Origin of the sequence: Vibrio sp. OPT46 (genome assembly GCF_015163535.1) — a bacterium.
In the GTDB taxonomy this organism is placed as follows: Bacteria; Pseudomonadota; Gammaproteobacteria; order Enterobacterales; family Vibrionaceae; genus Vibrio; species Vibrio alginolyticus.
The window spans coordinates 26,997-48,766 of record NZ_JADDYG010000244.1; the positions used below are offsets into that span (position 1 = coordinate 26,997).

Consider the following 21,770-nt stretch of genomic DNA (forward strand, 5'->3'; position numbering starts at 1 on the left):
GTAGCGTTCGATTCCTAAAGGACTGGTTTTGACTTTCATACCACTCTGACGAACCAAGTTCATCGCTAAAGCCCATGCATTTCCCAAAAACTGATATTCACCTCGGTGTTCAACGACAAATGTTTCACTCTCAGGAATGGTACCGGTAACCGCCCCTTGAGGCGCTGGTACTGAGTTATGAAGAGGAAAGCAAGTGATAAACTCGAATGTACCTTTCTGCATATCCATCGACTGGTAATAACAAAACAATTCACCATTCACGGATAGGGTTTCGTCACTAACTAACTGTTCTAGTTGCTGAACATGCTTCTCAATTACCGAACCTAATTCCTGCAAGCTAGCCACACCCTTGATCCCAATATAATGAATTTGAGGCAACGTTCGGTTCCCAATTTCGACTAAGTCTGAATGCACTCTTCCGGTTTCAAGCTTACTTTTAAGCATGCGTAACCCACGTTGATAATCCATCTCTATCATCGACTTAAACATACTTTTCAGAAAGAACAGATACCAAGGGACGCGAGATTGCATTTGCCATTCGACTAAACAGCCATTTTGTGACGGCGTCACGATTAGAGTCACCTTTCCATGGCTCTTGATTGGGCGAAAGAAATGTAGCTCCATATCTAATCGATGCTCTTGAGTACTTTCCAGTACAATCGCGCCAGTCCCAATACGCTGACCATTCCATTGATAACCAGCTCCAACGTGGCCCTGATTATCACTGAATGTCAGCTCGCAGCTTGGTTCAAGAATGATCCATGGTGACCAGCTGGGCCAGTTATTGAAGTTCTTGAGATAGCCAATAATTTCACTTTGATTCTTATTAATTTCAATACTTCGGCTGACCTGATAAGAGAGCATAACGGTTCCTCGAGTTTCCGCTTCACTAACTTCAGTCTAATTCAAATTCCAGTTTTTTCTTGTTTGACTACGGGTTAGATGCGTACGACAAGAAAAATCCAGAGCGTTAATTCTCACTTGAATCAATACGCGCAAAGCTAAGAGCAGAACTCCACTTTTGCACTAAATCGAACACCATCATCGTCCAGTACTAACGCCCACCCCATCCGTTCACATATTCGTTGTACGATAACAAGCCCACAACCATAACCAGCGTTGTACGTCTCGTTGCCATCGTGACGGTTTAGGATCTTAAGCGCATGACCTTTCAACTCAATTTCAATATCTCCCACACTATAGCTAAAGGCGTTTTTAATCAGATTGTTGATAACAATGGTCACAAAACTCTCTGGTGCCTTCACTACACCACTATGTTGTTCGTGCAAAGCGTAGTTCGAATCTTGCTTGGCAAATAAAGGAGCCAGCTCTTCCAGTTGTTTTTGTAAACAAGTAAGAAGCTGATGCTCTCCGTAATGTTGAGGCTCTATTTTCTCTTTACCAAGTAAGAGAAACGCTTCTGTCAGTACACGCATCTCGTCACAAGCTGACTGCATCCTCGTGATGGCTTTTTGCGCAACTCGAGGTTGATCAGGAAGACGCGTCAGAATGTCTGTTGAGCCTTTAATCACCATGATTGGCGTTCTCAACTCATGCGATGCAAAACGGCTAAATTCTTGTTCTCGTTTGAAATAGCCCGCGATATCGTTCTTATTATCCAGCAAAGTCTGCTCTATCTGGCGTGTTTCGCTGAACTTAGTTTCAACTTGGAAAGCGGGTTGATCCGGTGACATTTGGCTAATTTTGTCTTCAATTTGCGCTAATGGCCGAGACAATATTCGCACCATGTAAATGCCATACCCAACCATGACAAATGAAAACAAACCACCGAGCAGCAGCGTAAACTGATGCAGCGAGCTTTCGTATTCGTCCAAGTAATCATCTGAGTCATCTTGAAACACAATGTACATAAGCCCCTTCCCTGAGGGATGGTTCAATACAACAAAGTGTTTGTCTTCTTCACCAAGCAGGTATTCGTAAAAACCAGGTGAAGTAAAAGAGAGCAACCAATCGGGTGTCGGTGCTTCACTCCAATATGAGTTGAATTCCAATACGTTTGGCAATGGCGCATCCCAGCCCTGTTTCTCGAAATTCTCACTATAAAGCGCAGCTTCAGTATCTAGCCAGTGATGTAAACTCAGCACTTCCAGTTTGTTTTCTGCCACATAAATCAGCGACCAAAAAAGAGTAAACATCACAAAAGTCATGACCCCAAAACCCCAACGGATCTTGCGATAAATGCTTGGATATTCGTTATGCTTTAAGTCGGTAACCTTGTCCATGAATAGTCTCTAATCGTGATTCTTCAAAACCTTTGTCTAGCGCGGTTCTTAAACCGTAAATATGGCTACGAAGTGCATCACTTCCGGGTGGTTCGTCTCCCCACACACTATCGATCACTTCTGTGCGCGAGACCGCTGCTGGAGCACGTTGGAGGAGCAATTTTAAAATTTTAGTTTGAATTCGACTCAGCTTAATTTCTTTGTCTTTTCTCGTTACTTTTCCTGTACGCGCATCTAAACAAATATCTGCAAATTTGAGCGTTCCGATATCTTGTCTTGGACCACGATTAGCCAAAGCATGAACACGCAAACTGAGCTCTTCCATCGCAAATGGCTTCATTAAATAATCATCTCCCCCCGCTTTAAAAGCCGCGATTTTGTCATCTAGCGTATCTTTTGCCGTTAGGAAGAGAATTGGCGTTCCACATAACTTATCTTGTCGAAGCTTCTGTACCGTACTGATGCCATCGAGCTTCGGCATCATGATATCCATGATGATTACATCGTAATGATTTTCCTCGATTAACTTAATCGCAGCCTCTCCATGAAACGCACAATCGATAATCATGCCTTCTAGCTCAAGATAGTCTGCAATCGTCTCCGAGACGTTATGGTTGTCATCTACAATTAAAATTTTCATAAAATCACATTCCTTCACGATCTCTTCACGATATGCCCAATAAGATACAGACAATTTCCTAAACTCGCTCGTAAATTGAGGTTAATACAATGAAAAAACTCGCTCTTATTTCTGTAGTAGGTTTGGCATTGTCTGGTTGTGGTGGTTCAGGTGGTGGCAGCAATAGCGATAGCACACCAACTCAACCAACAGTGAAACCAAGTGTAGCGATTGGCTCTGTTGAAGCGGTCAACGTTGAAGAAAGCACGTTAACCGTCAATGGACATACGTATCGTGTGTCTGAGGTGGTTTATGACGACACACAAGTGCAATTGGCCGATGTAAAACCAAAAATGGTGGTTCGCGTGGGTTCAGATATTCGGCAAGCTTCGGACAATGGCGTCCGAGTCATACTTGAACCAACCATTACTGGACGTGTGACAGCAATTGATCATGTGAAGAAAAAATTCACGGTAAACGGCGTAGAGCTGCAGTTTGACGGTTTAAGTGATGATATAGAGATCAACGACTGGGTGATGGTGTCATCCTTGCCGACTGCGGATGCAGGTTATCGAGTGTTGTCTGTGGTCGAAATCGACGTAGATAACGATTACCCAGCCCTTGGAAGCTACTACGAACTGGAAGGTCGCATTACTAGTACCGATGAAAATGCTGGCACGTTTGAGCTTGGTACAAATATAACCGTATCTTACGACAACATTAGCCAACTTAGCATCGGCCAATGGGTAGAAGTAGAAGGTGAAATGCAAAACGGCATCTTCATGGCAAATGAGGTAGAAGTTGAAGACTACGACGATCTAAAAAATGACAGCGATGTGGAAGGTATCGTGACTTGGGTTGCCAAGGATTATAGTGAGTTCTCTCTAAACTACCGAGGAGCCTTCTTCATTGATAACGCAACACGCTTTGAGGATGGTAGCAAAGCTAATCTAGAACAAGGTCAAGAAGTAGAAGTGACCTCTGTGATGAAAAATGGCAAACGCACCGCTACCGTCATCGAATTTGAGCGGTCGGAGTTTGACAATGACAACCAATGGCGAGGTAAAGAGTTTGAATGTGAAGGCTATGTATCAAACTACGATGCTGATTCAAGAGCATTTAAAATCGAGCATTGTGAGAATGATGCTGATCAAGTACTAAGTAACACCACCGTTGTGATTGATGCGCAAACACGCTTCCAAGGCATTGAAGAACTTAACCTAAATGGTGCTCGTGTCGAAGTCGAAGGTGTGATCATTAACGAGCAAAATATTGCCCGTGAAGTGGAGTTAGACGTTTACGACAACTAATCCCTTCTACGCTTAAGAAAAAGTGTCACTTCGGTGGCACTTTTTCTTTTCACCTTACTTTGCTTCCCAAGCTCAAACCAACAAATTCTCAGTCAAAGCCTTTTCTCTCCGTTACACTTTACCTATGTTTCACAACATTGGTGACGACTATGAAAAAACGCAACCTCATTTTGTTAATCTTGTTTTTTGGTTCAGCCACGAGCTTAGCTAGCGTTATGGATCCTGACTGCGATGCAGAAAAGGCAGCTAAAGCCGCTGCGACAAAAGCCGTGGTTGGTGTTGGGGGTCGCTGTACGCCTAAAGAGGCACTGAAAGATACCGCAGTTGATGCAGGAAAAGACAAATTGCCAGATGAAGGGATGGCGGGTAAAGCTGTTGATGCAATGACACCGGAAAAAGAGAAGAAAACGATGAAAGACGTAACCAAAAAGCTCAATAAAGATTGATACGCTTTCTTGTAGTTAACTTTAATAGCGAAACTCCCCCCTCCCAAAAAAAGAGCGCCGATTGACGCTCTTTCCGAACTCTAATAGATAACCAATTATGCGGTTTCTGCTTCACCTATCCAATGATAATGGTGGTTGGCTTTTTTTCCCACTAAACCGAGCTCTGCCAATTCTTCAAATACCTTGTCTACCTCTTCCGCAGACAGCCTAAACTGTTTAGCAACGGCTTTTTTGGTGCACGTAATTTGATGCGTTTTAAGTGCATCGCTAACTTGCTCTAACAAGGTTTTCGGTTCCTTTGGTTCTTCTGGCTCCGGCGCAGCTGGTATTTCTTGCTCTTCTTCCTCTTTTATATGAGGAAGATAACCCGCAGGCGCTGGGTCTATATCGCGAACTGTTTTCAATATCATGCCCTCATTTCTGCGATAGAAATATCGGAACCGTTGCTCTTCACCAATCAAGCCAACAAAAAATGCAGCAAAGAAGTCCAAAAGAATCGAAAGAAATACAACCAAGCCAAGCTGAGCTTGCTGAGAGGTGGTACCAAATGCGTTGGCTAGGCTATCAATCAAACCAATCACTGAGCCTTGCGTAACCGGCGGTAAACTATCACGCTCCATAGCCAAGCGTTGCTGCTCTTCACGTAAGGTTTTGTTTTGATCCTGAATGCGAGTTACACCAGTCGCGATACGCTCCATCTCGATGTATTTCTGCGCTGCCATATTGTTGAGCTCAATCTGCTTATCGATTGCCGCAATCTGACGATTAAACGCTTCCACTTTCGCCTGCTCTACCGAAATATGACTTTGTGCACTATTGGTTGCACTATTAATGCCACCAATACTACCGCCAATGGAAATCGCAGCTAAGACTAAATAAAACACGAGAGCGGTTGCTGCTCCTGTGTAGTTGCGATGGGCTCGGCGCTCACCGTATTCATACCAAGCGTAAAATTTACCCGCTTCAAAAATGATCGCTAAACCACCAAATAAGGTTTGCATCATCGGATTTTCGTCGATAGACAAAAATAGCAATAGAGAAAAAATAGTCGATGCTAAAATCGCAGCACCAGTGAATGCGTATACACTCACCATGGCAAATCGACCTTTAGGGTATCGATATCCAATCTGTTGTTCGTATTTCATTTGAGAAATTTCTTAAGATTAATCGCCCCTCCTACTAAGTAGGACGGACGTTTCTGGCATGTACAAAGGAGCGCAGAATACCGTATCCTTTATTAAATTACTGTCATAATTCCGTTAATGGAAAACAAGTGAAGATTCGGTAGGCATTTTGAATCGATATCAGCCAAATCTAGCACGTAAAAACACCACCACGACACCCACTAACCGAAGCTTCAGTGACATATAAGAGAGATTAATTCGGTATCTTCAAAAGCGACTAGGCAAGACTGACAAGTTGAATTGGAGGTTGTGAATGTCAGCCGAATCAAGACATTAAAGCGTTAAAAATAGACAATAAAACAAATAACGCACACTTGCATCACCTTTTAGTAAACTGATAATTACATTGTTTGGTTAATTTGTTAGTATCCCGCGCCGAAGAAGATAAGCACTCAATTGTATGGAAAACACTCTAATACAGCACAAACACCATCGCTTGCACGCTATTGCGGTTATTATCGCGGTGTTGTTTCAGTTGTATTTAGCGTCCACAGCCGCTCTTAACCCTACACAAGTTCACAGCACAACTTGGCTCAACAAAGTCCAAAGTGAAAAGGTTTTACTGTGTACCGCAGATGGTTTCAAATGGGTGGATATCAATACGTTGATTGAGGCTAACGCTCAATCTTCTTCTAAGCTCATCCAAGATCTTAACTTACACGACGGCTTCCAGTTTGAATGCCCGCTTCTTCAAGCTGTTCAATTCTTTCTTTTAGTTGCGATTGGGCTTTACCTGACAACCATCCATTGGCTGCGCCGAGTAAAGTATGCACTGACGACTTATCACTTTTCAAAATGCGATAAGCTCGTTTACAAACACATCGCGCCTAAGCACTCTCCGCCGAGTGTTTTTCCTGCCTAACAGGCATCTAATCATTGACAACTTTATTCAAAAATAACGATGACTCTGTTTGTTGTCCATTCAGAGAAGCTATTAATTCAAAAGGAAAAACACATGCTTAAATCATTAAAAACCGCCGCTATCGCGCTTATTGCTGTCATCGCTAGCCCACTGAGTTTAGCGCACGATTATGAAGCAGGAAAAATTCATATCGACCATCCATGGAGCCGCGAAGCGCCACCAAACGCACCTGTTATCGGTGGTTTTTTTCAATTAACCAACCACGGTGACAGTGAAGATGCATTGATCGCAGCAGAAAGCCCAATCGCAGGGCATGTCGAAATTCACACGCATAAGAAAGAAGATGGTGTGATGAAAATGATTAAGATTGACGAAGTGCGCGTTCCAGCCAATGACTCAGTGTTGTTTAAGCCAGGCAGCTTCCATTTAATGATTTTTAACCCAACACAAACTCTTAAAGAAGGCGACCGCTTCCCTATGACGTTAACATTCAAAAACGCGGGTAAAGTGGAAGTAGAAATGGCGGTTGAAAAACAAGGTCACATGGAAAAACACATGCACCATTAATGACGTAAACAAAAGTGCCCGCTGATTTAGCGGGCATTTTTATCTCAGCTTAGTCAAAATCATTATTCCGGTAGATCCTAACTCGACTCTTCAGAATAATGGTGATGAATAACGCTCGGCGAAACGGGGTCACATATCATAACAGCGTGCTCGGGCAAGAGATTCTAAATCACGCTCGTCCCTCACTATTCAGAATGACCTTGAAAGACTTAAGATCCTAAAAAGGTTCCCTACCCGCTTAAAACTCAACCTCTCGACAAAGTTCTCCAACCATCACTTGGCAAGCCTAAATGAAATCATAAGTTTGGCAACAAAGACCCACTGTTAATCGGCTTTCTTTCTACTTGAAACAAACCTCAGCCCAACGAGCTAAGCCGGCAGCTATATGCTCAATTGTTTATATATCCCGATTCTCCTGACTAGATACAAATCATGCACGACCGTAAAAGTCGATATATGCCACTGGATGAGTCAGCATCTCAAAAAAGTACGTGATCGACTTCTCATTGTTGGTGTTTCTCTGTTTATTAAAACCATTTGTATTACAATAATACCCTATGTTAAATGAAAAATCCTTTCCAACTCTACAAACATGAGAGAACACCATTATGTCTACTAAAATTGCATTTATTTCTGGTGCTACTGGCGGTATCGGCTTCCAAGTGGCAAAGCGTCTTGGTCAGGATGGATACACGGTCATTCTAAACGGCATTGAAGATGAAAAAGGTTCGGAGTGTGTCTCCAAACTACATAACGCAGGGATTGAGGCTGAATACTACGGTTTTGACGTTACAGATGAACATGCCGTCGATGAAAACATCAATGCTATTGGTGAAAAATACGGCAAAATCGATGTTGTCGTTAATAACGCAGGTGGTCTTGGTGGTCGTAGTCCTATTGAAGGTATGGAAACTGCTTTTTTCCGTAAAGTCATGGCTTTAAACCTCGATAGTGCATTCTTCGTATCACGCGCAGCGATTCCATTTCTAAAAAAGTCTGATAACGCATCAATTATCAACTTCACTTCAAACGCTGCTTGGAATGCAGGTGGTCCAGGTGCAGGTATTTACGGTACATCAAAAGCCGCCGTTCATACATTAACTCGCGCTTTAGCTAAAGAGTTAGCTCCGGCAGGAATTCGAGTCAATGCAGTATCTCCTGGCACTATCGATACACCATTCCATGCTCAAATCAAAGCAACCAAGCCTGAAGTATTTGCTTCTTGGGCAGACAGTATTATGCTTGGACGCCTAGGCCAGCCAGAGGAAGTCGCCTCTGCTATCTCTTTTCTGGTAAGTAAAGATGCATCATTCATTACCGCAGAAACACTGCAAATTGGTGGTGGTCAAGCTTTAGGCATTTAGTACCAATAAGTCTTTTTACCTATCAGTAAGTACGCTTTAGTACTGATTTGATAACGGCCGCAGTATGTTTGTACTGCGGCTTATCCTTATACCACCTCGCCTTTCACCCCATCTGGAACGTTTCACCCATTTTTGGTATAGACAGTATTCCTCTAGCTGAAACAAAATCACTTGTATTACAATAAATCTTATTTTTACGTTATTTAAGCCTCCTAAAGGCTTTGTTCACGATAAAATGGAAGCGTGATGAATCCGCTTTTCTTATATACACTGATGAATAAAACCCCCACAAACCTTACTTACATCTCACTTTTAGAAAAAATTCATCCCAAGCCCGCTATGCTCATAATTTTCAATTGCAAAAGCCACAATAGTCATTATGATTACTAACAAGCAATATAATCATACAATAGTATTTTTGGAGTTAAAATGACTAAACCTATCATTGGTTTCATCGGCCTAGGCTTGATGGGCGGAAACATGGTTGAAAACCTACAGAAACGTGGTTACGAAGTTGCTGTAATGGACCTCAATAAAGATGCTGTTGACGCAGTACTAGCTCGTGGAAACGCTTCTGAAGCTTCTTCAGGTAAAGAGCTAGCAGAGAAAAGTGATATCGTGATGCTGTGCCTAACAACATCTGAAGTTGTCGAAAAAGTTGTTTACGGAGACATTGGTGTTCTAGCTGGCATGTCAGAAGGTAAAACACTCATCGACTTCGGTACATCTATTCCAGCTTCAACGAAGAAGATTGGCGCTGACCTTGCTAAGAAAGGGGCTGGTATGATTGATGCGCCTCTAGGTCGTACACCTGCCCACGCAAAAGATGGTTTACTGAACATCATGGCCGCAGGCGACGTCGAAACATTCAATAAGGTTAAGCCAGTGCTGGACGATCAAGGTGAAAACGTATTCCACCTTGGTACACTAGGCTCTGGTCACGTAACTAAGCTTGTGAATAACTTTATGGGTATGACAACCGTAGCAACAATGTCTCAGGCATTTGCTGTTGCTAAACGTGCTGGTGTTGATGGTCAACAATTATTCGACATCATGTCTGCAGGACCATCAAACTCACCATTTATGCAATTCTGTAAGTTTTACGCCGTAGATGGCGAAGAAAAACTAGGCTTCTCTGTCGCAAACGCAAACAAAGACCTCGGTTACTTCCTTGCTCTATGCGAAGAGCTTGGTACAACTTCCCTGATTGCAGAGGGCACTTCTAGGAGTCTACAAGCAGCAGTTGATAAAGGCCTTGGTCAAAATGACGTTCCAGTCATCTTCGACTACTTTGCAGAGCTAGAAGCTTAGTCACACTCAGTTGTAACTAAAAGCCCAGCTACCAATGTAGCTGGGCTTTTTTTGTTTTTCCCCAGACGCTCATCACTCCTTGATACCCTAGCCACTCCTTTAAAGTTTTGCAGGGCAGCCTCTTCCAATTCTCTTATATATTTTCCACTCACACTTCAAAACCTCTCTCCTATTTCTGGCGTACGCCTCATTAAAGCTACGTCTGATTTAATGCTTTTTCTTTGCTAAGAAGGCACACATATTTATTTAAATAGACAAAGCATCAGGTTTGGGGTGTAAAGTGTAAACACGGCGTGCAAAGAAAGTTAGATTGCTTTTTCGCTTTAGGCTGACGACTCTAATGTGAATATAGTCGCACCTTATTGGGAGTTCCCCAATACAACGAATAACAACAAACGATGCGCCACGCTTTCTCAGTCAGCTTGATCAAAAAACCCCACGGCTTTAACACCGCGGGATTTTTCATTGAGAGTCTTTAACTTTGGTTAGCTTTTCGCGTTAGCTAACTTTGGGCTTTTAGGCCCTCGTGCTGCGTTCACCAATAGAACACCCACCGAGAGAACAATCGCACCACACAAGATAAACAGTAGTCGACCTGATGGTTCGTTTGGAATCAGAGCCATCGCTAGAATACCGAAGCCCGCTACGCTGATAAGTTTACCAAGCATGCCACGCTGTTTTGTATCTAAGTTCTGCTGCTCTTCGCTGTCAGCCACAAGTGGCGTGTTCCAGTTCTCGAACAATTGGTCCACTTCTTTCTCACGTTCAAGTGATAGACCTTTGTAGAAGCGCGTTGTCAGCAAGAAGAAACCACCGGTGAAGATAACGTGTGCCGCTAAGCTCAAGCCAACTTTTAGGTCTGCCCACTCACGTCCTGTAAACGCTTGCTCTAGACCGAATAGGCGCTCTACATCTTCTGCTTGTAGTGAGATACCGAAGATGTAAGAAACAAAGCCACCAACAACCAGTGTTGCCCAACCAGCCCAATCCGGCGTCTTACGAATCCACATACCAAGTAGTACAGGAATCAGCATTGGGAAGCCAATTAATGCACCGACGTTCAGTACGATATCGAACAGGCTCAAGTGACGTAGTGAGTTAATGAATAGACCGATACCAATGATGATGAAGCCCATCACGATAGTCGTTGCTTTACTCACGATAACCAGTTCTTTTTGCGACGCTTGTGGACGCACAATCGGGCTGTAGAAGTTCATCACAAAGATGCCCGCGTTACGGTTAAGACCAGAGTCCATTGAAGACATGGTCGCCGCAAACATTGCTGACATCAGAAGACCCACCATACCTGCTGGCATTACGTTTTGTACGAATGCTAGGTAAGCTGCATCACCACCTACTGAGCCGTATTGCTCTGCGAAATCAGGCATAAATGCCGCAACGTACCAAGGTGGTAGGAACCAGATGATAGGACCAACAATCATCAGCACACATGCAAGACCTGCAGCTTTACGTGCGTTTTCACTGTCTTTTGCACATAAGTAGCGGTAAGCGTTGATGCTGTTGTTCATGACACCGAACTGTTTAACAAAGATGAACACAACCCAAAGGATAAAGATACTGAAGTAGTTCAGGTTGTTACCCAGCATGAAGTCGCCGTGGAAGTTCGACACGATGTTGCCAATACCGCCACCATGGAAGTATGCCGCCACCGCACAAGTGATCGTCACTGCCATGATAACCAGCATCTGCATAAAGTCAGATGCAACAACTGCCCAAGAGCCACCCGTTACCGCCATTAGCATTAGCACTAAACCCGTAACGATGATGGTCGCTTCCATAGGAATGTTGAAGACCGCTGCCACGAAAATCGCAAGACCATTCAACCAAATACCGGCTGAGATCAAGCTGTCTGGCATACCAGCCCAAGTGAAGAACTGCTCTGAAGTCTTACCAAAACGTTGACGAATTGCTTCAATCGCCGTCACTACACGTAACTGACGGAACTTTGGAGCAAAGTAGAGATAGTTCATGAAGTAGCCAAATGCGTTGGCTAAGAATAGGATTACAACAACGAAACCGTCATTGAACGCGCGTCCTGCGGCACCTGTAAACGTCCATGCTGAAAATTGCGTCATGAAGGCGGTAGCACCTACCATCCACCATAACATCTTACCGCCCCCTCGGAAGTAGTCACTGGTTGAGGTAGTGAACTTACGGAACATCCAACCAATTGCAACTAAGAAGAAGAAGTAGGCAAGAACAACAAGAGTATCAATAGTCATTTTTTCAGCCTTTCAAGTTTGATCATTTTCTAACGTCTAGACTACTCTTCTCACAACTCCATTTGTACTACAATAAGCTTTAATTGTGATCTAAAGCATAAGTTATTCAACGAAAAGAATACGTCAAACCCCTTACTTTCTTAGACCAATGGCTTTCTAGGAGATAATTGCCACTCAGAACACCTCAATATATTGTAATACAAATTGTCTAGTTGAAATTTATTAGAGTATGGAATATTTTTCTTCTTCGCGCTTTGTCTGAAGATCAAAAATGCGCGGCATTTCTTTGAAGGAAACGTAATGAGATGTTTCGAAAAAATTTGATAGAAAGTAGGATTTATATGAATGCGATTCTTAACTCTCGCCTCTTTCAAACTTTCAAACACAAAAAAGCGAGCACTGAGGCTCGCTTTTCATTCTTTCGCTAGTTTTATCGGGGTGTTACGACACTTATGCTACGTGAGCTACTGCGTCGCGAACCAGTGTCCCTAGTTCATCCCACTTACCTTCATCGATAAGTTTTGTTGGAACCATCCAAGTACCGCCACATGCCAGTACTGAAGGGATAGACAGGTACTCGTCTACGTTACCTAGGCTCACGCCACCTGTTGGCATGAATTTCACTGGGTAAACCGCCGTTAGTGCTTTAAGCATACCAACGCCGCCAGATGGCTCAGCAGGGAAGAACTTAAGTGTACGCAAACCCATTTCCATCGCTTGCTCAACTAGGCTTGGGTTGTTTACGCCAGGTACGATAGCCACGCCTTTGTCTAGGCAGTATTGAACCGTGCGAGGGTTAAAGCCAGGGCTTACGATAAAGTCCACACCAGCTTCGATCGCTTGGTCAACTTGCTCGTTAGTCAAAACTGTACCCGCGCCAATCAGCATTTCAGGGAACTCAGCGCGCATCGCTGCGATTGCGTCCGCTGCACACTCTGTGCGGAACGTGATTTCTGCGCAAGGCATACCGTTTTCAACCAACGTGCGGCCTAGAGGGATCGCATCTTCTGCTTTGTTGATGGCAATAACAGGAATTACTTTTAGGTTTGCTAATTGTTCGTTTAATGTCGTCATAAGAGTGTACTCGTCGTCGTTAACTTGAGTTCAATAAATCACTGCGGAGCGCCGATTACTCAACGCTCCGCAAAAGAATTACAAAGGAAGATCTGGCATCACTTCACGTGGAATGATGGCACCTTTATGTTGAATTACCGCGCCAGCCATACAGTGGCCAGAGTAAGCCGATTCCGCTGCATTGCCGCCAGTCAAACGCTTCGCCAAGAAGCCCGCACTGAAAGAATCACCAGCCGCTGTTGTATCAATCACGTTGTCGACTTTGTTTGGCGCCACGTATTGCGCTTCGCCATTCGCCACAACCAAGCAATCTTTGCTACCACGTTTGATGATGATTTCATCCACGCCCAGTGCAGAGGTTCTCTCGATGCACTGTTCTAGATGCTCGTCACCGTAAAGCATTTGCTCATCTTCAAATGTGAGCAGTGCGATATCTGTGTGCTTAAGGATCTTAAGGTACCAAGACATGGCATTCTCGCGGCTCTCCCACAATTTAGGACGGTAGTTGTTATCGAAAATAACCTTACCACCTTGTGCCTTGAAGCGCTCAAGGAAGCCAAACAGTTGCGTCTTACCTTCTTCAGTAAGGATCGCTAATGTAATACCGCTCAAGTAAACCGCATCGTACGAGTAAAGTTTGTCGACTAATTGCGGAGACTCATTTTGCTCGAATAGGAACTTAGCGGCCGCTTCGTTACGCCAGTAGTGGAAGTAACGTTCGCCAGTTTCATCGGTTTCGATGTAGTAAATACCTGGTTGCTTTTCTTTAACGGAAAGAACCAGACTAGTATCGATGCCCTCTTCTTGCCATGCTGATAGCATTTCTTGGCTAAAAGGATCGTTACCCAGAGCCGTTACATAGCTGGTTTTGATATCGTGAGCTTTGGTCAAACGAGATAAATACAGTGCGGTATTCAACGTATCACCACCGAATGACTGCTTTAGCTGACCTTCCTTTTTCTGTAGCTCAACCATACATTCGCCAATGACCGCGATGTTTAATGATTTCATGTTGTCACCTTAGCAACTGAGGTTGCGCTATAGATTATTTTAAGAAGTCTTCACGAGCTGGGTTGAAGATGTCTAGAAGAATGCTGTCTTGCTCTAGTGCAACCGCACCGTGCATCATGTGCTTACGAGCAAAGTATGCGTCGCCTTCTTTAAGTACTTTCTTCTCGCCTTCGATTTCTGCTTCAAAGCTACCACGTACTACGTAGCCGATTTGATCATGGATTTCGTGAGTATGCGGAGCGCCAATCGCACCTTTGTCGAAACATAGGTGAACCGCCATTAGGTCATCTGTGTAAGCAACAATTTTACGTTTGATACCGCCGCCTAGCTCTTCCCACGGGTTCTCATCTAATACAAAGAAAGAATTCATCGTCATACTCCTAAAAAGTCTCTATTAAAGCGAACCCTACGGCACTTCATTCTTAACCATGCTTTTATTAAAAGGTTCTCTTAAAAAAGCGTCGTATTGATAAAAGTGAAACGCGAAGCGAAAGGGTCTGCTGTCGAATTGGTAACGAGCATATCCGATCTATTTTAATTGTCATACAATATATCTAAAAATATGTGATATTCATCAAACGGTGCTCGTTAAAGCATTCCACTTAACGATTGATAACGCCGAAACATCAGCCACAACAAGGATTGCCACAACAATACAAATCAATAAGTTAGCTAAATTCGCGTGATTTCACTCTACCTTTTTGCCACAAAAACTACACCCAAACTTAATATTGTATTACTTTATGGGAAGTTTAAGAAAACAACACACTTCATCTGAGGGTGGTAAAGAAATGACTACACAACCGATTTTGTTGACTGAAGCAGAAGTCGAACTACTAAGAAAGGAAGTCGGAAAGCCGAGCTTAATGGGCAAATCCATTGAAGCGAATCGCAAGGAACTTGAAGCCTTCATGCGTCTGCCTCTAGACGTACCAGGTCACGGCGAAGCAGGTGGCTACGAGCACAACCGCCACAAACAAAACTATACCTACATGAACTTAGCGGGTCGTTTGTTCTTGATCACTCAAGAAGAAAAGTACGCGCAGTTCGTTAAAGATCTTCTCGCTATTTACGCAGAGAAGTACCTCACCTTTGATTTCCACGTACAGAAAAACACTAACCCAACAGGTCGTCTTTTCCACCAGATCCTTAATGAACACTGTTGGTTAATGTTTACTAGCCTTGCTTACTCTTGCGTGGCATCAGTGATGACGGAAGAAGAGCGCACAGCCGTTGTTGAGCGCATTTTCGAACCAATGCTAGACATGTTCACAGTAAAATACGCGCACGATTTCGACCGTATTCACAACCACGGTATCTGGGCAGTTGCGGCTGTTGGTATTTGTGGTCTAGCTATTGGTAAACCTGAATATCTAGAGATGTCGGTATACGGTCAAGACCGTGATGATACCGGTGGCTTCCTAGCGCAAATCTCACAACTGTTCGCCCCTTCTGGTTACTACATGGAAGGCCCTTACTACCATCGTTATGCGATTCGTCCAACTTGTGTATTTGCAGAAGTAGTACACCGTCATATGCCTGAAGTAGACATCTACAACTACAAAGACAAAGTGATTGGCAACACAGTACAAGCGATGCTGGCAACGGCTTACCCGAATGGTGAGTTCCCTGCCCTAAACGACGCATCTCGTACCATGAGCATTACAGATATGGGTGTTCAAGTTGCGGTGAGCGTTTACAGCAAACACTACGGTATGGATGACAACATCCTAGGCATGGCGAAGATTCAAAACGCAGTTTGGATGCACCCTTGTGGTCTTGAGCTTTCTCAAGCCTATGATAAAGCCATCGCAGACCGTGAAATCGGCATGCCTTTCTGGCCGAGCGTGGAACTTAACGAAGGTCCAACTGGTAACAACGGTGCACAAGGCTTTATCCGTATGCAGGATAAAACCGGTGATGTGTCACAGCTTGTGATGAACTACGGTCAACACGGCATGGGACATGGTAACTTCGATACGCTTGGCATTACCTTCTTCAACCGTGGTCAAGAAGTGCTGCGTGAATACGGCTTCTGTCGCTGGGTAAACGTTGAGCCTAAATTCGGCGGTCGTTACCTAGACGAAAACAAATCCTACGCACGTCAAACTATCGCGCATAACGCGGTAACGATTGATGAGCAATGTCAGAATGGTTTCGATGTAGACCGCGCTGATTCAGTGCACGGTTTGCCTCACTTCTTCAAAGTAGAAGGCACTGAAATCAACGGTATGAGTGCGTTTGCGAACGACCATTACCCGAATACAGACATGCAGCGCAGTGTGTTCATGCTTAACCTCGATGAGCTTGAAGCACCGCTACTGCTAGACCTTTACCGCATCGAAGGTGAAGGCGAACATCAGTACGACTACTCTCATCAATACGATGGTCAAATCGTACGTACTAACTTTGATTACCAAAGCTTTGGTGAACTGAGCACGCTTGGCGATGATTTCGGTTATCAACACCTTTGGAAAGTAGCAAGCGGCAAAGTGCAAGATACGGCGTTGGTTAGCTGGCTACAAAACAACACCTACTACACTTGGTTAGGCACAAGCAGCAGCGCGAAACAAAACGGTGACAATGAAGTTATCTTCACTCGCACTGGCGCCAATGACCCGAGCTTTAACCTACGTAGCGAACCAGCATTCATTCTACGCAGCAAGGGCGAATCGACGCTATTTGCTTCTGTGCTAGAAACACACGGCTACTTCAACGAAGAGTTTGAGCAGTCGGTGAATGCACGTGGTCAGGTGAAAGATATCCGCGTCGTGGGTTACAACGCCGTTGGCAGCATCGTAGAAATCACGACTGAAAAATCACTGGTTACTGTGATGATCAGCAATGTGCTAGGCGCTGACGACCAAACCCCACACCAAGTAGAATTGAACGGTAAAACCTACAGCTGGAATGGCTTCTACTCTCTAGAAGTAAACGTATTCGGGCAGGAGAAATAATAATGAGCTACCAAACCCAGTCTTACCAACCGCTATTAATGAACTTTGAAGAAGCGGCAGAACTAAGCAAAGCACTTGGCACGGATAGCCTATTAGGAAATGCACTCGCACGTGACATCAAACAAACTGACGCTTACATGGCCGAGGTGGGTATTGAAGTTCCAGGTCACGGCGAAGGCGGCGGCTACGAGCATAACCGTCACAAGCAAAACTACATCCACATTGATCTAGCGGGTCGCCTATTCCTTATCACTGGCGAACAGAAATACCGTGATTACATCGTGGACATGCTAACGGCTTACGCGAAGGTTTACCCGACGCTAGAGAGCAACACCAGCCGCGACTCTAACCCTCCGGGTAAGATCTTCCACCAAACTCTTAACGAGAACATGTGGATGCTATACGCCTCTTGTGCGTACAGCTGCATTTACCACACATTGGAAGAAGAGCAAAAAACACTGATTGAAAACGACCTGTTCAAACAAATGATTGAGCTGTTCGTGGTCACTTACGGTCACGACTTTGACATCGTACACAACCACGGTCTATGGGCAGTAGCAGCTGTAGGTATCTGTGGTTACGCAATTAACGATCAAGATGCGGTAGACAAAGCGCTTTACGGCTTGAAACTGGACAAAGTGAGCGGCGGCTTCCTAGCTCAGCTAGACCAACTGTTCTCGCCAGATGGCTACTACATGGAAGGTCCTTACTACCACCGTTTCTCGCTACGTCCAATCTACCTATTCGCAGAAGCGATTGAACGTCGTCAGCCTGAGCTTGGTATTTACGAATTTAACGACTCGGTAATCAAGACCACGTCTTACGCAGTATTTAAGACGGCATTCCCAGATGGTACTTTGCCAGCACTGAACGATTCATCGAAGACGATTTCGATCAACGATGAAGGCGTAATCATGGCAACGTCAGTATGTTTCCACCGTTACGAGCAGTCTGAAACGCTACTTGGCATGGCAGACCACCAGCAAGACGTTTGGGTTCATATCTCAGGTAAAACATTGTCTGACTCGGTTGCAGCAGCAGACAACATCAAACCATTCAACTGGGGTAGCCTATTCGTAACAGACGGCCCAGAAGGCGAAAAAGGCGGCGTAAGCATTCTTCGTCACCGTGACGAGCAAGACGACGATACGATGGCGCTTATCTGGTTTGGTCAACACGGCAGCGATCACCAGTACCACTCAGCGCTAGACCACGGTCACTACGATGGTCTGCACCTGAGCGTGTTTAACCGCGGTCATGAAGTGCTGCACGATTACGGCTTTGGTCGCTGGGTAAACGTTGAGCCTAAATTTGGCGGTCGTTACATCCCAGAGAACAAGTCTTACTGTAAGCAGACAGTCGCGCACAACACAGTAACGGTTGACCAAAAGACGCAAAACAACTTCGACACAGCGCTAGCAGAAACCAAGTTCGGTTCTAAGCACTTCTTCAAAGCTGATGACGAAAAACTGCAAGGCATGAGCGGTCGTATTTCTGGTTACTACAATGGTGTAGACATGCAGCGCAGCATCATTCTTGCTGAATTGCCAGAATTCGAAAAACCACTTGTGATTGATGTTTACCGCATCGAAGCAGATCAAGAGCACCAATACGACCTGCCAGTGCACTACTCTGGTCAAATCATCCGCACGGATTTTGAATACGATGTAGAAAGCACGCTGCGTCCAATGGGCGAAGACAACGGCTACCAACACCTATGGAATGTGGGTTCAGGCCAAGTTGAAGGCAGCTCACTGGTAAGTTGGTTGCACGACAACAGCTACTACTCGCTAATCACAAGCGCAACAAACGGCGGCAAAGTGTTCTTCACTCGCACTGGCGCAAATGATCCAGACTTCAACTTGAAGAGCGAGCCAGCACTGATCCTACGTCAATCTGGTCAGAACCACGTATTTGCTTCTGTGCTAGAGACACACGGTTACTTCAACGAGTCTATCGAAGCATCGGTTGGCGCTCGTGGTCTAGTAGAGTCAGTAACCGTCGTTGGCAACAACGAAGTGAGTACCGTGATTCGTCTGCAAACCACCACAGGCAACACTTACCACTTCGCTATCTGCAATCTAGATGAAGACAAACAGAACGCGGCACATCGCGTTGAGTTCGACGGTGTGGCTTACACTTGGGAAGGCGCATTCGCACAAATTTAATCTTTAGCTAGTCACTAAAAATTAATGTAAAAATCGGGAACTAATTCAAAGCCGGACGTCATGTTCGGCTTTTTTTGATTGTTTACATGACTCTACATGAGCTTATCAATTAGCGTTTAATCATAGTAAAACCGTTAATAACTCTTAGGAAAAACAGACATAACTTAACCTTACGCCTTATCAAAGACACCACTTATAGATATAGAACTCTTCTGAGATTTAATTAACACTTTTACTATTTAACTTATGACTAAACTACTCCCCAACAACACTAAAATGATATTGTATTACAAATATTAGATAGTGTAAGAGACGTACTACTGTGTTTATAAAATCAACTAAATTGCTTCTAATAAGCTTCTCTGGGCTTGGATTAATAGGGTGTGGAGGAAATACCTCCCCTACAAGCCAAGATGATAAACCAAATATTCCACACCAAGAGCATGTAGCACCATACTCAATAGCAAAATTTCAAAACATATTGAGTAATTCAGATTTACAAGTATCAGATCCCAATGGGAAGGAGGGAAATAAAACCAGTGACGTCAAAAATGGAGCATTCTCGGATTATAAGAGTGACCACTTTTACGCAGAAAAGGATTCCAATTACCTTGTCTTTAAAATGTCGAACTACAAAATGCGCTCAGAAGTTCGTGAGCGAGAAAACTTCAACATTTCAGAACAAGGCGTCTCTAGAACTTTGTATGCAGATGTTCGATTACCAGAGATTAACCTTGCAATGGCTAGCTCCCCTGCAAACCATGATGAAGTCACTTTCCTGCAAATTCATAACAAAGGCACAGATACTTCTGGTACAGGTGCTATCCCACACCCTTTGTTACGAATCGTTTGGGAACAAGAACGAAACAGTATCACTGGTCATTACTGGGCGGTAGTAAAGAACAATGCCATAGATTGCAGTCTACCTTCTAGCGCATCAGATTGTTATGCAACATCATACGATCGTTATGATTTAGGAAAAGCCGATCTCAACGCATTCACGCGATTCGAAGTAAAAATCGGAGAAAACACATTAACCATTAAAGTGAACGATGAGCAAAAGGTAAATGTAGATGTATCCTACTGGCAGCACCTCCTGAGCTACTTTAAAGCCGGAGTTTACAACCAGTTTGAAAACGGTGAAGCAAAGGTACAATTTAAGCAGTTAGGACTAACCGAAACTGACCATACTGATTCAATAGCTTGGAATATTGACGATTGGAAATTAACCATTCCTACAAGCAAAAATGATTGGTATGGTTTTGGCGGTGACAGCGCGACTGAATTAGAGCCTGAGCGTTGTAATTCAAGTAAAGATCCTCTGTCTAACGAAGAGAGCGTTTACCAACGCGAGATTGATTTATCATACTTCAATGTTATTGACGGTAGCATGCATTTCCGCGCCGATATGGGTTACGGCACGTCAACGGCCAACTCCAGTTACATCCGTTCAGAATTGCGAGAGCTCTACATCAGTACTAACTCCCCGGATTGCAGCACCAGCGATGAAGAGACAAGTTGGTATATTGAAGATAGTCGTACCGGTGCAACTTCTCATACGCTAAACGCAACACTAAGAATCAACGAATACCCTAAAATCGACGGTCAATTACCAAAAGTCGTGGTAGGCCAGATACATGGTTGGAAAATCAGCCAAGCACTCGTGAAGCTACTTTGGGAAGGTGACAATAAGCCAGTCCGAGTTATTCTGAACGATAACTACAAACTTGATAACAACAAAGACTGTACTGATTGCAACGCATTCAGCGTTAAGCTTGGTACCTACGCGGTAAACGAAGACTGGCAATATACGATCCGTGCCGATAAGGAAGGACTGTTTTTAGCCACCTACGATGCAGATGGCAGTAATATGGTCTCGCACACACTGAAGTGGGGAGAAGCATACTCAGACACCGCTAACAACAAGTCCTATACTCTGACTGAAAGATGGGCGTCGCCTGATATTGCGTTTTACTTCAAAGCCGGAATTTACCCTCAGTTTAAACCTGATAATGCATATCGAGGAGAAATCTTTGATGTGAGCTTTAGTGCTTTGAGCACTCTTCATCAATAGTCATTTCAATCTCTTAGCAATAGGCTTGCTACTTTGCTCTAAAGCAACGAACAAAGCTCATACCGCCGCCACGGGAAATTTATTTTCTCGTGGCCTCTTCTTTTAGAACACCACAATTCAACTCGCTTCACGCATAGTGTTTCCTTCTACGATAAATATATAAGTCAACCTCCACTTAGGCAGCTTAAAAACAGCTTCTATAGTTTCATGAGATATTTATCTACCCTAACGCTGAGCTATTTTAAATTTAACCAATTAAACTACTCTAATATACATTCGCACTTAAAAATAAACATTGTCAGAAGATAAAAGCAATCAATAATTATTACTTATCTAT

Annotated in this window: 17 protein-coding genes; 9 read left to right on the forward strand and 8 right to left on the reverse strand. The window is 44.0% G+C overall.

Going from position 1 to position 21,770, the window contains the following annotated elements:
• The 3 genes from IQR33_RS10275 to IQR33_RS10285 all read right to left on the reverse strand — a co-directional run.
• The coding region (locus IQR33_RS10275) for an SRPBCC family protein (RefSeq protein ID WP_193843687.1) at positions 1-864 on the reverse strand (864 nt) is incomplete at its 3' end.
• A gap of 137 nt (positions 865-1,001) precedes the next feature.
• Positions 1,002-2,243, reverse strand: coding sequence for a sensor histidine kinase (locus IQR33_RS10280; protein WP_017634216.1), 1,242 nt, complete (start codon positions 2,241-2,243; stop codon positions 1,002-1,004).
• The gene (locus IQR33_RS10285; protein ID WP_025767686.1) at positions 2,215-2,883 is read right to left on the reverse strand and encodes a response regulator transcription factor; all 669 of its coding nucleotides are present in this window, start codon (positions 2,881-2,883) and stop codon (positions 2,215-2,217) included. The genes IQR33_RS10280 and IQR33_RS10285 overlap by 29 nt, the downstream gene beginning before the upstream one ends.
• Before the next feature lie 89 nt (positions 2,884-2,972).
• Between IQR33_RS10285 and IQR33_RS10290 the strand changes: the two genes are divergently transcribed.
• Both IQR33_RS10290 and IQR33_RS10295 read left to right on the forward strand, forming a co-directional pair.
• Positions 2,973-4,172 (forward strand): DUF5666 domain-containing protein, encoded by a 1,200-nt coding sequence (locus tag IQR33_RS10290; RefSeq protein ID WP_053307750.1) that lies wholly within the window; start codon positions 2,973-2,975, stop codon positions 4,170-4,172.
• Between the two features lie 149 nt (positions 4,173-4,321).
• Complete coding sequence (locus IQR33_RS10295; RefSeq protein WP_053307751.1) at positions 4,322-4,618, forward strand: hypothetical protein; 297 nt, start codon at positions 4,322-4,324, stop codon at positions 4,616-4,618.
• 95 nt (positions 4,619-4,713) lie between these two features.
• On the opposite strand, the gene IQR33_RS10300 is transcribed toward IQR33_RS10295, so the two are convergent.
• Positions 4,714-5,763: a hypothetical protein gene (locus IQR33_RS10300; RefSeq protein ID WP_017634220.1), complete on the reverse strand. Its 1,050-nt coding sequence runs from the start codon at positions 5,761-5,763 to the stop codon at positions 4,714-4,716.
• 439 nt (positions 5,764-6,202) lie between these two features.
• Here IQR33_RS10300 and IQR33_RS10305 point away from each other — a divergent pair, with 439 nt between their 5' ends.
• From IQR33_RS10305 to IQR33_RS10320, 4 genes are all read left to right on the forward strand, one after another.
• Positions 6,203-6,664, forward strand: coding sequence for a hypothetical protein (locus IQR33_RS10305; RefSeq protein ID WP_005388493.1), 462 nt, complete (start codon positions 6,203-6,205; stop codon positions 6,662-6,664).
• A gap of 93 nt (positions 6,665-6,757) precedes the next feature.
• Entirely contained in the window at positions 6,758-7,231 is a 474-nt protein-coding gene (locus IQR33_RS10310) for a copper chaperone PCu(A)C (RefSeq protein ID WP_005375841.1), read from the forward strand.
• A gap of 608 nt (positions 7,232-7,839) precedes the next feature.
• A complete protein-coding gene (locus IQR33_RS10315) occupies positions 7,840-8,595 on the forward strand; it encodes an SDR family NAD(P)-dependent oxidoreductase (protein ID WP_017634222.1) in 756 nt (251 codons plus the stop codon).
• A gap of 429 nt (positions 8,596-9,024) precedes the next feature.
• Positions 9,025-9,906 carry an NAD(P)-dependent oxidoreductase gene (locus tag IQR33_RS10320; protein ID WP_054574330.1) on the forward strand — a complete coding sequence of 294 codons (882 nt, stop codon included), beginning with the start codon at positions 9,025-9,027 and terminating at the stop codon, positions 9,904-9,906.
• Between the two features lie 485 nt (positions 9,907-10,391).
• On the opposite strand, the gene IQR33_RS10325 is transcribed toward IQR33_RS10320, so the two are convergent.
• The 4 genes from IQR33_RS10325 to IQR33_RS10340 form a co-directional block, all read right to left on the reverse strand.
• Entirely contained in the window at positions 10,392-12,149 is a 1,758-nt protein-coding gene (locus IQR33_RS10325; protein WP_017821226.1) for a sodium:solute symporter family transporter, read from the reverse strand.
• Positions 12,150-12,599: 450 nt separating this feature from the next.
• Positions 12,600-13,223 (reverse strand): bifunctional 4-hydroxy-2-oxoglutarate aldolase/2-dehydro-3-deoxy-phosphogluconate aldolase, encoded by a 624-nt coding sequence (locus tag IQR33_RS10330; protein WP_171342559.1) that lies wholly within the window; start codon positions 13,221-13,223, stop codon positions 12,600-12,602.
• Positions 13,224-13,301: 78 nt separating this feature from the next.
• The gene (locus tag IQR33_RS10335) at positions 13,302-14,234 is read right to left on the reverse strand and encodes a sugar kinase (RefSeq protein ID WP_167415983.1); all 933 of its coding nucleotides are present in this window, start codon (positions 14,232-14,234) and stop codon (positions 13,302-13,304) included.
• A gap of 34 nt (positions 14,235-14,268) precedes the next feature.
• Entirely contained in the window at positions 14,269-14,604 is a 336-nt protein-coding gene (locus IQR33_RS10340; protein ID WP_005450851.1) for a cupin domain-containing protein, read from the reverse strand.
• Positions 14,605-15,025: 421 nt separating this feature from the next.
• On the opposite strand from IQR33_RS10340, the gene IQR33_RS10345 reads away from it, so the two are divergent.
• The 3 genes from IQR33_RS10345 (at position 15,026) to IQR33_RS10355 (ending at position 21,433) form a co-directional block, all read left to right on the forward strand.
• Positions 15,026-17,191 (forward strand): heparinase II/III domain-containing protein, encoded by a 2,166-nt coding sequence (locus tag IQR33_RS10345; protein WP_193837724.1) that lies wholly within the window; start codon positions 15,026-15,028, stop codon positions 17,189-17,191.
• Positions 17,192-17,193: 2 nt separating this feature from the next.
• The gene (locus IQR33_RS10350) at positions 17,194-19,359 is read left to right on the forward strand and encodes a heparinase II/III domain-containing protein (RefSeq protein WP_193837725.1); all 2,166 of its coding nucleotides are present in this window, start codon (positions 17,194-17,196) and stop codon (positions 19,357-19,359) included.
• A 322-nt stretch (positions 19,360-19,681) separates the two neighbouring features.
• Positions 19,682-21,433: a polysaccharide lyase family 7 protein gene (locus IQR33_RS10355; RefSeq protein WP_193837726.1), complete on the forward strand. Its 1,752-nt coding sequence runs from the start codon at positions 19,682-19,684 to the stop codon at positions 21,431-21,433.
• The last annotated feature ends 337 nt before the right edge of the window (positions 21,434-21,770 follow it).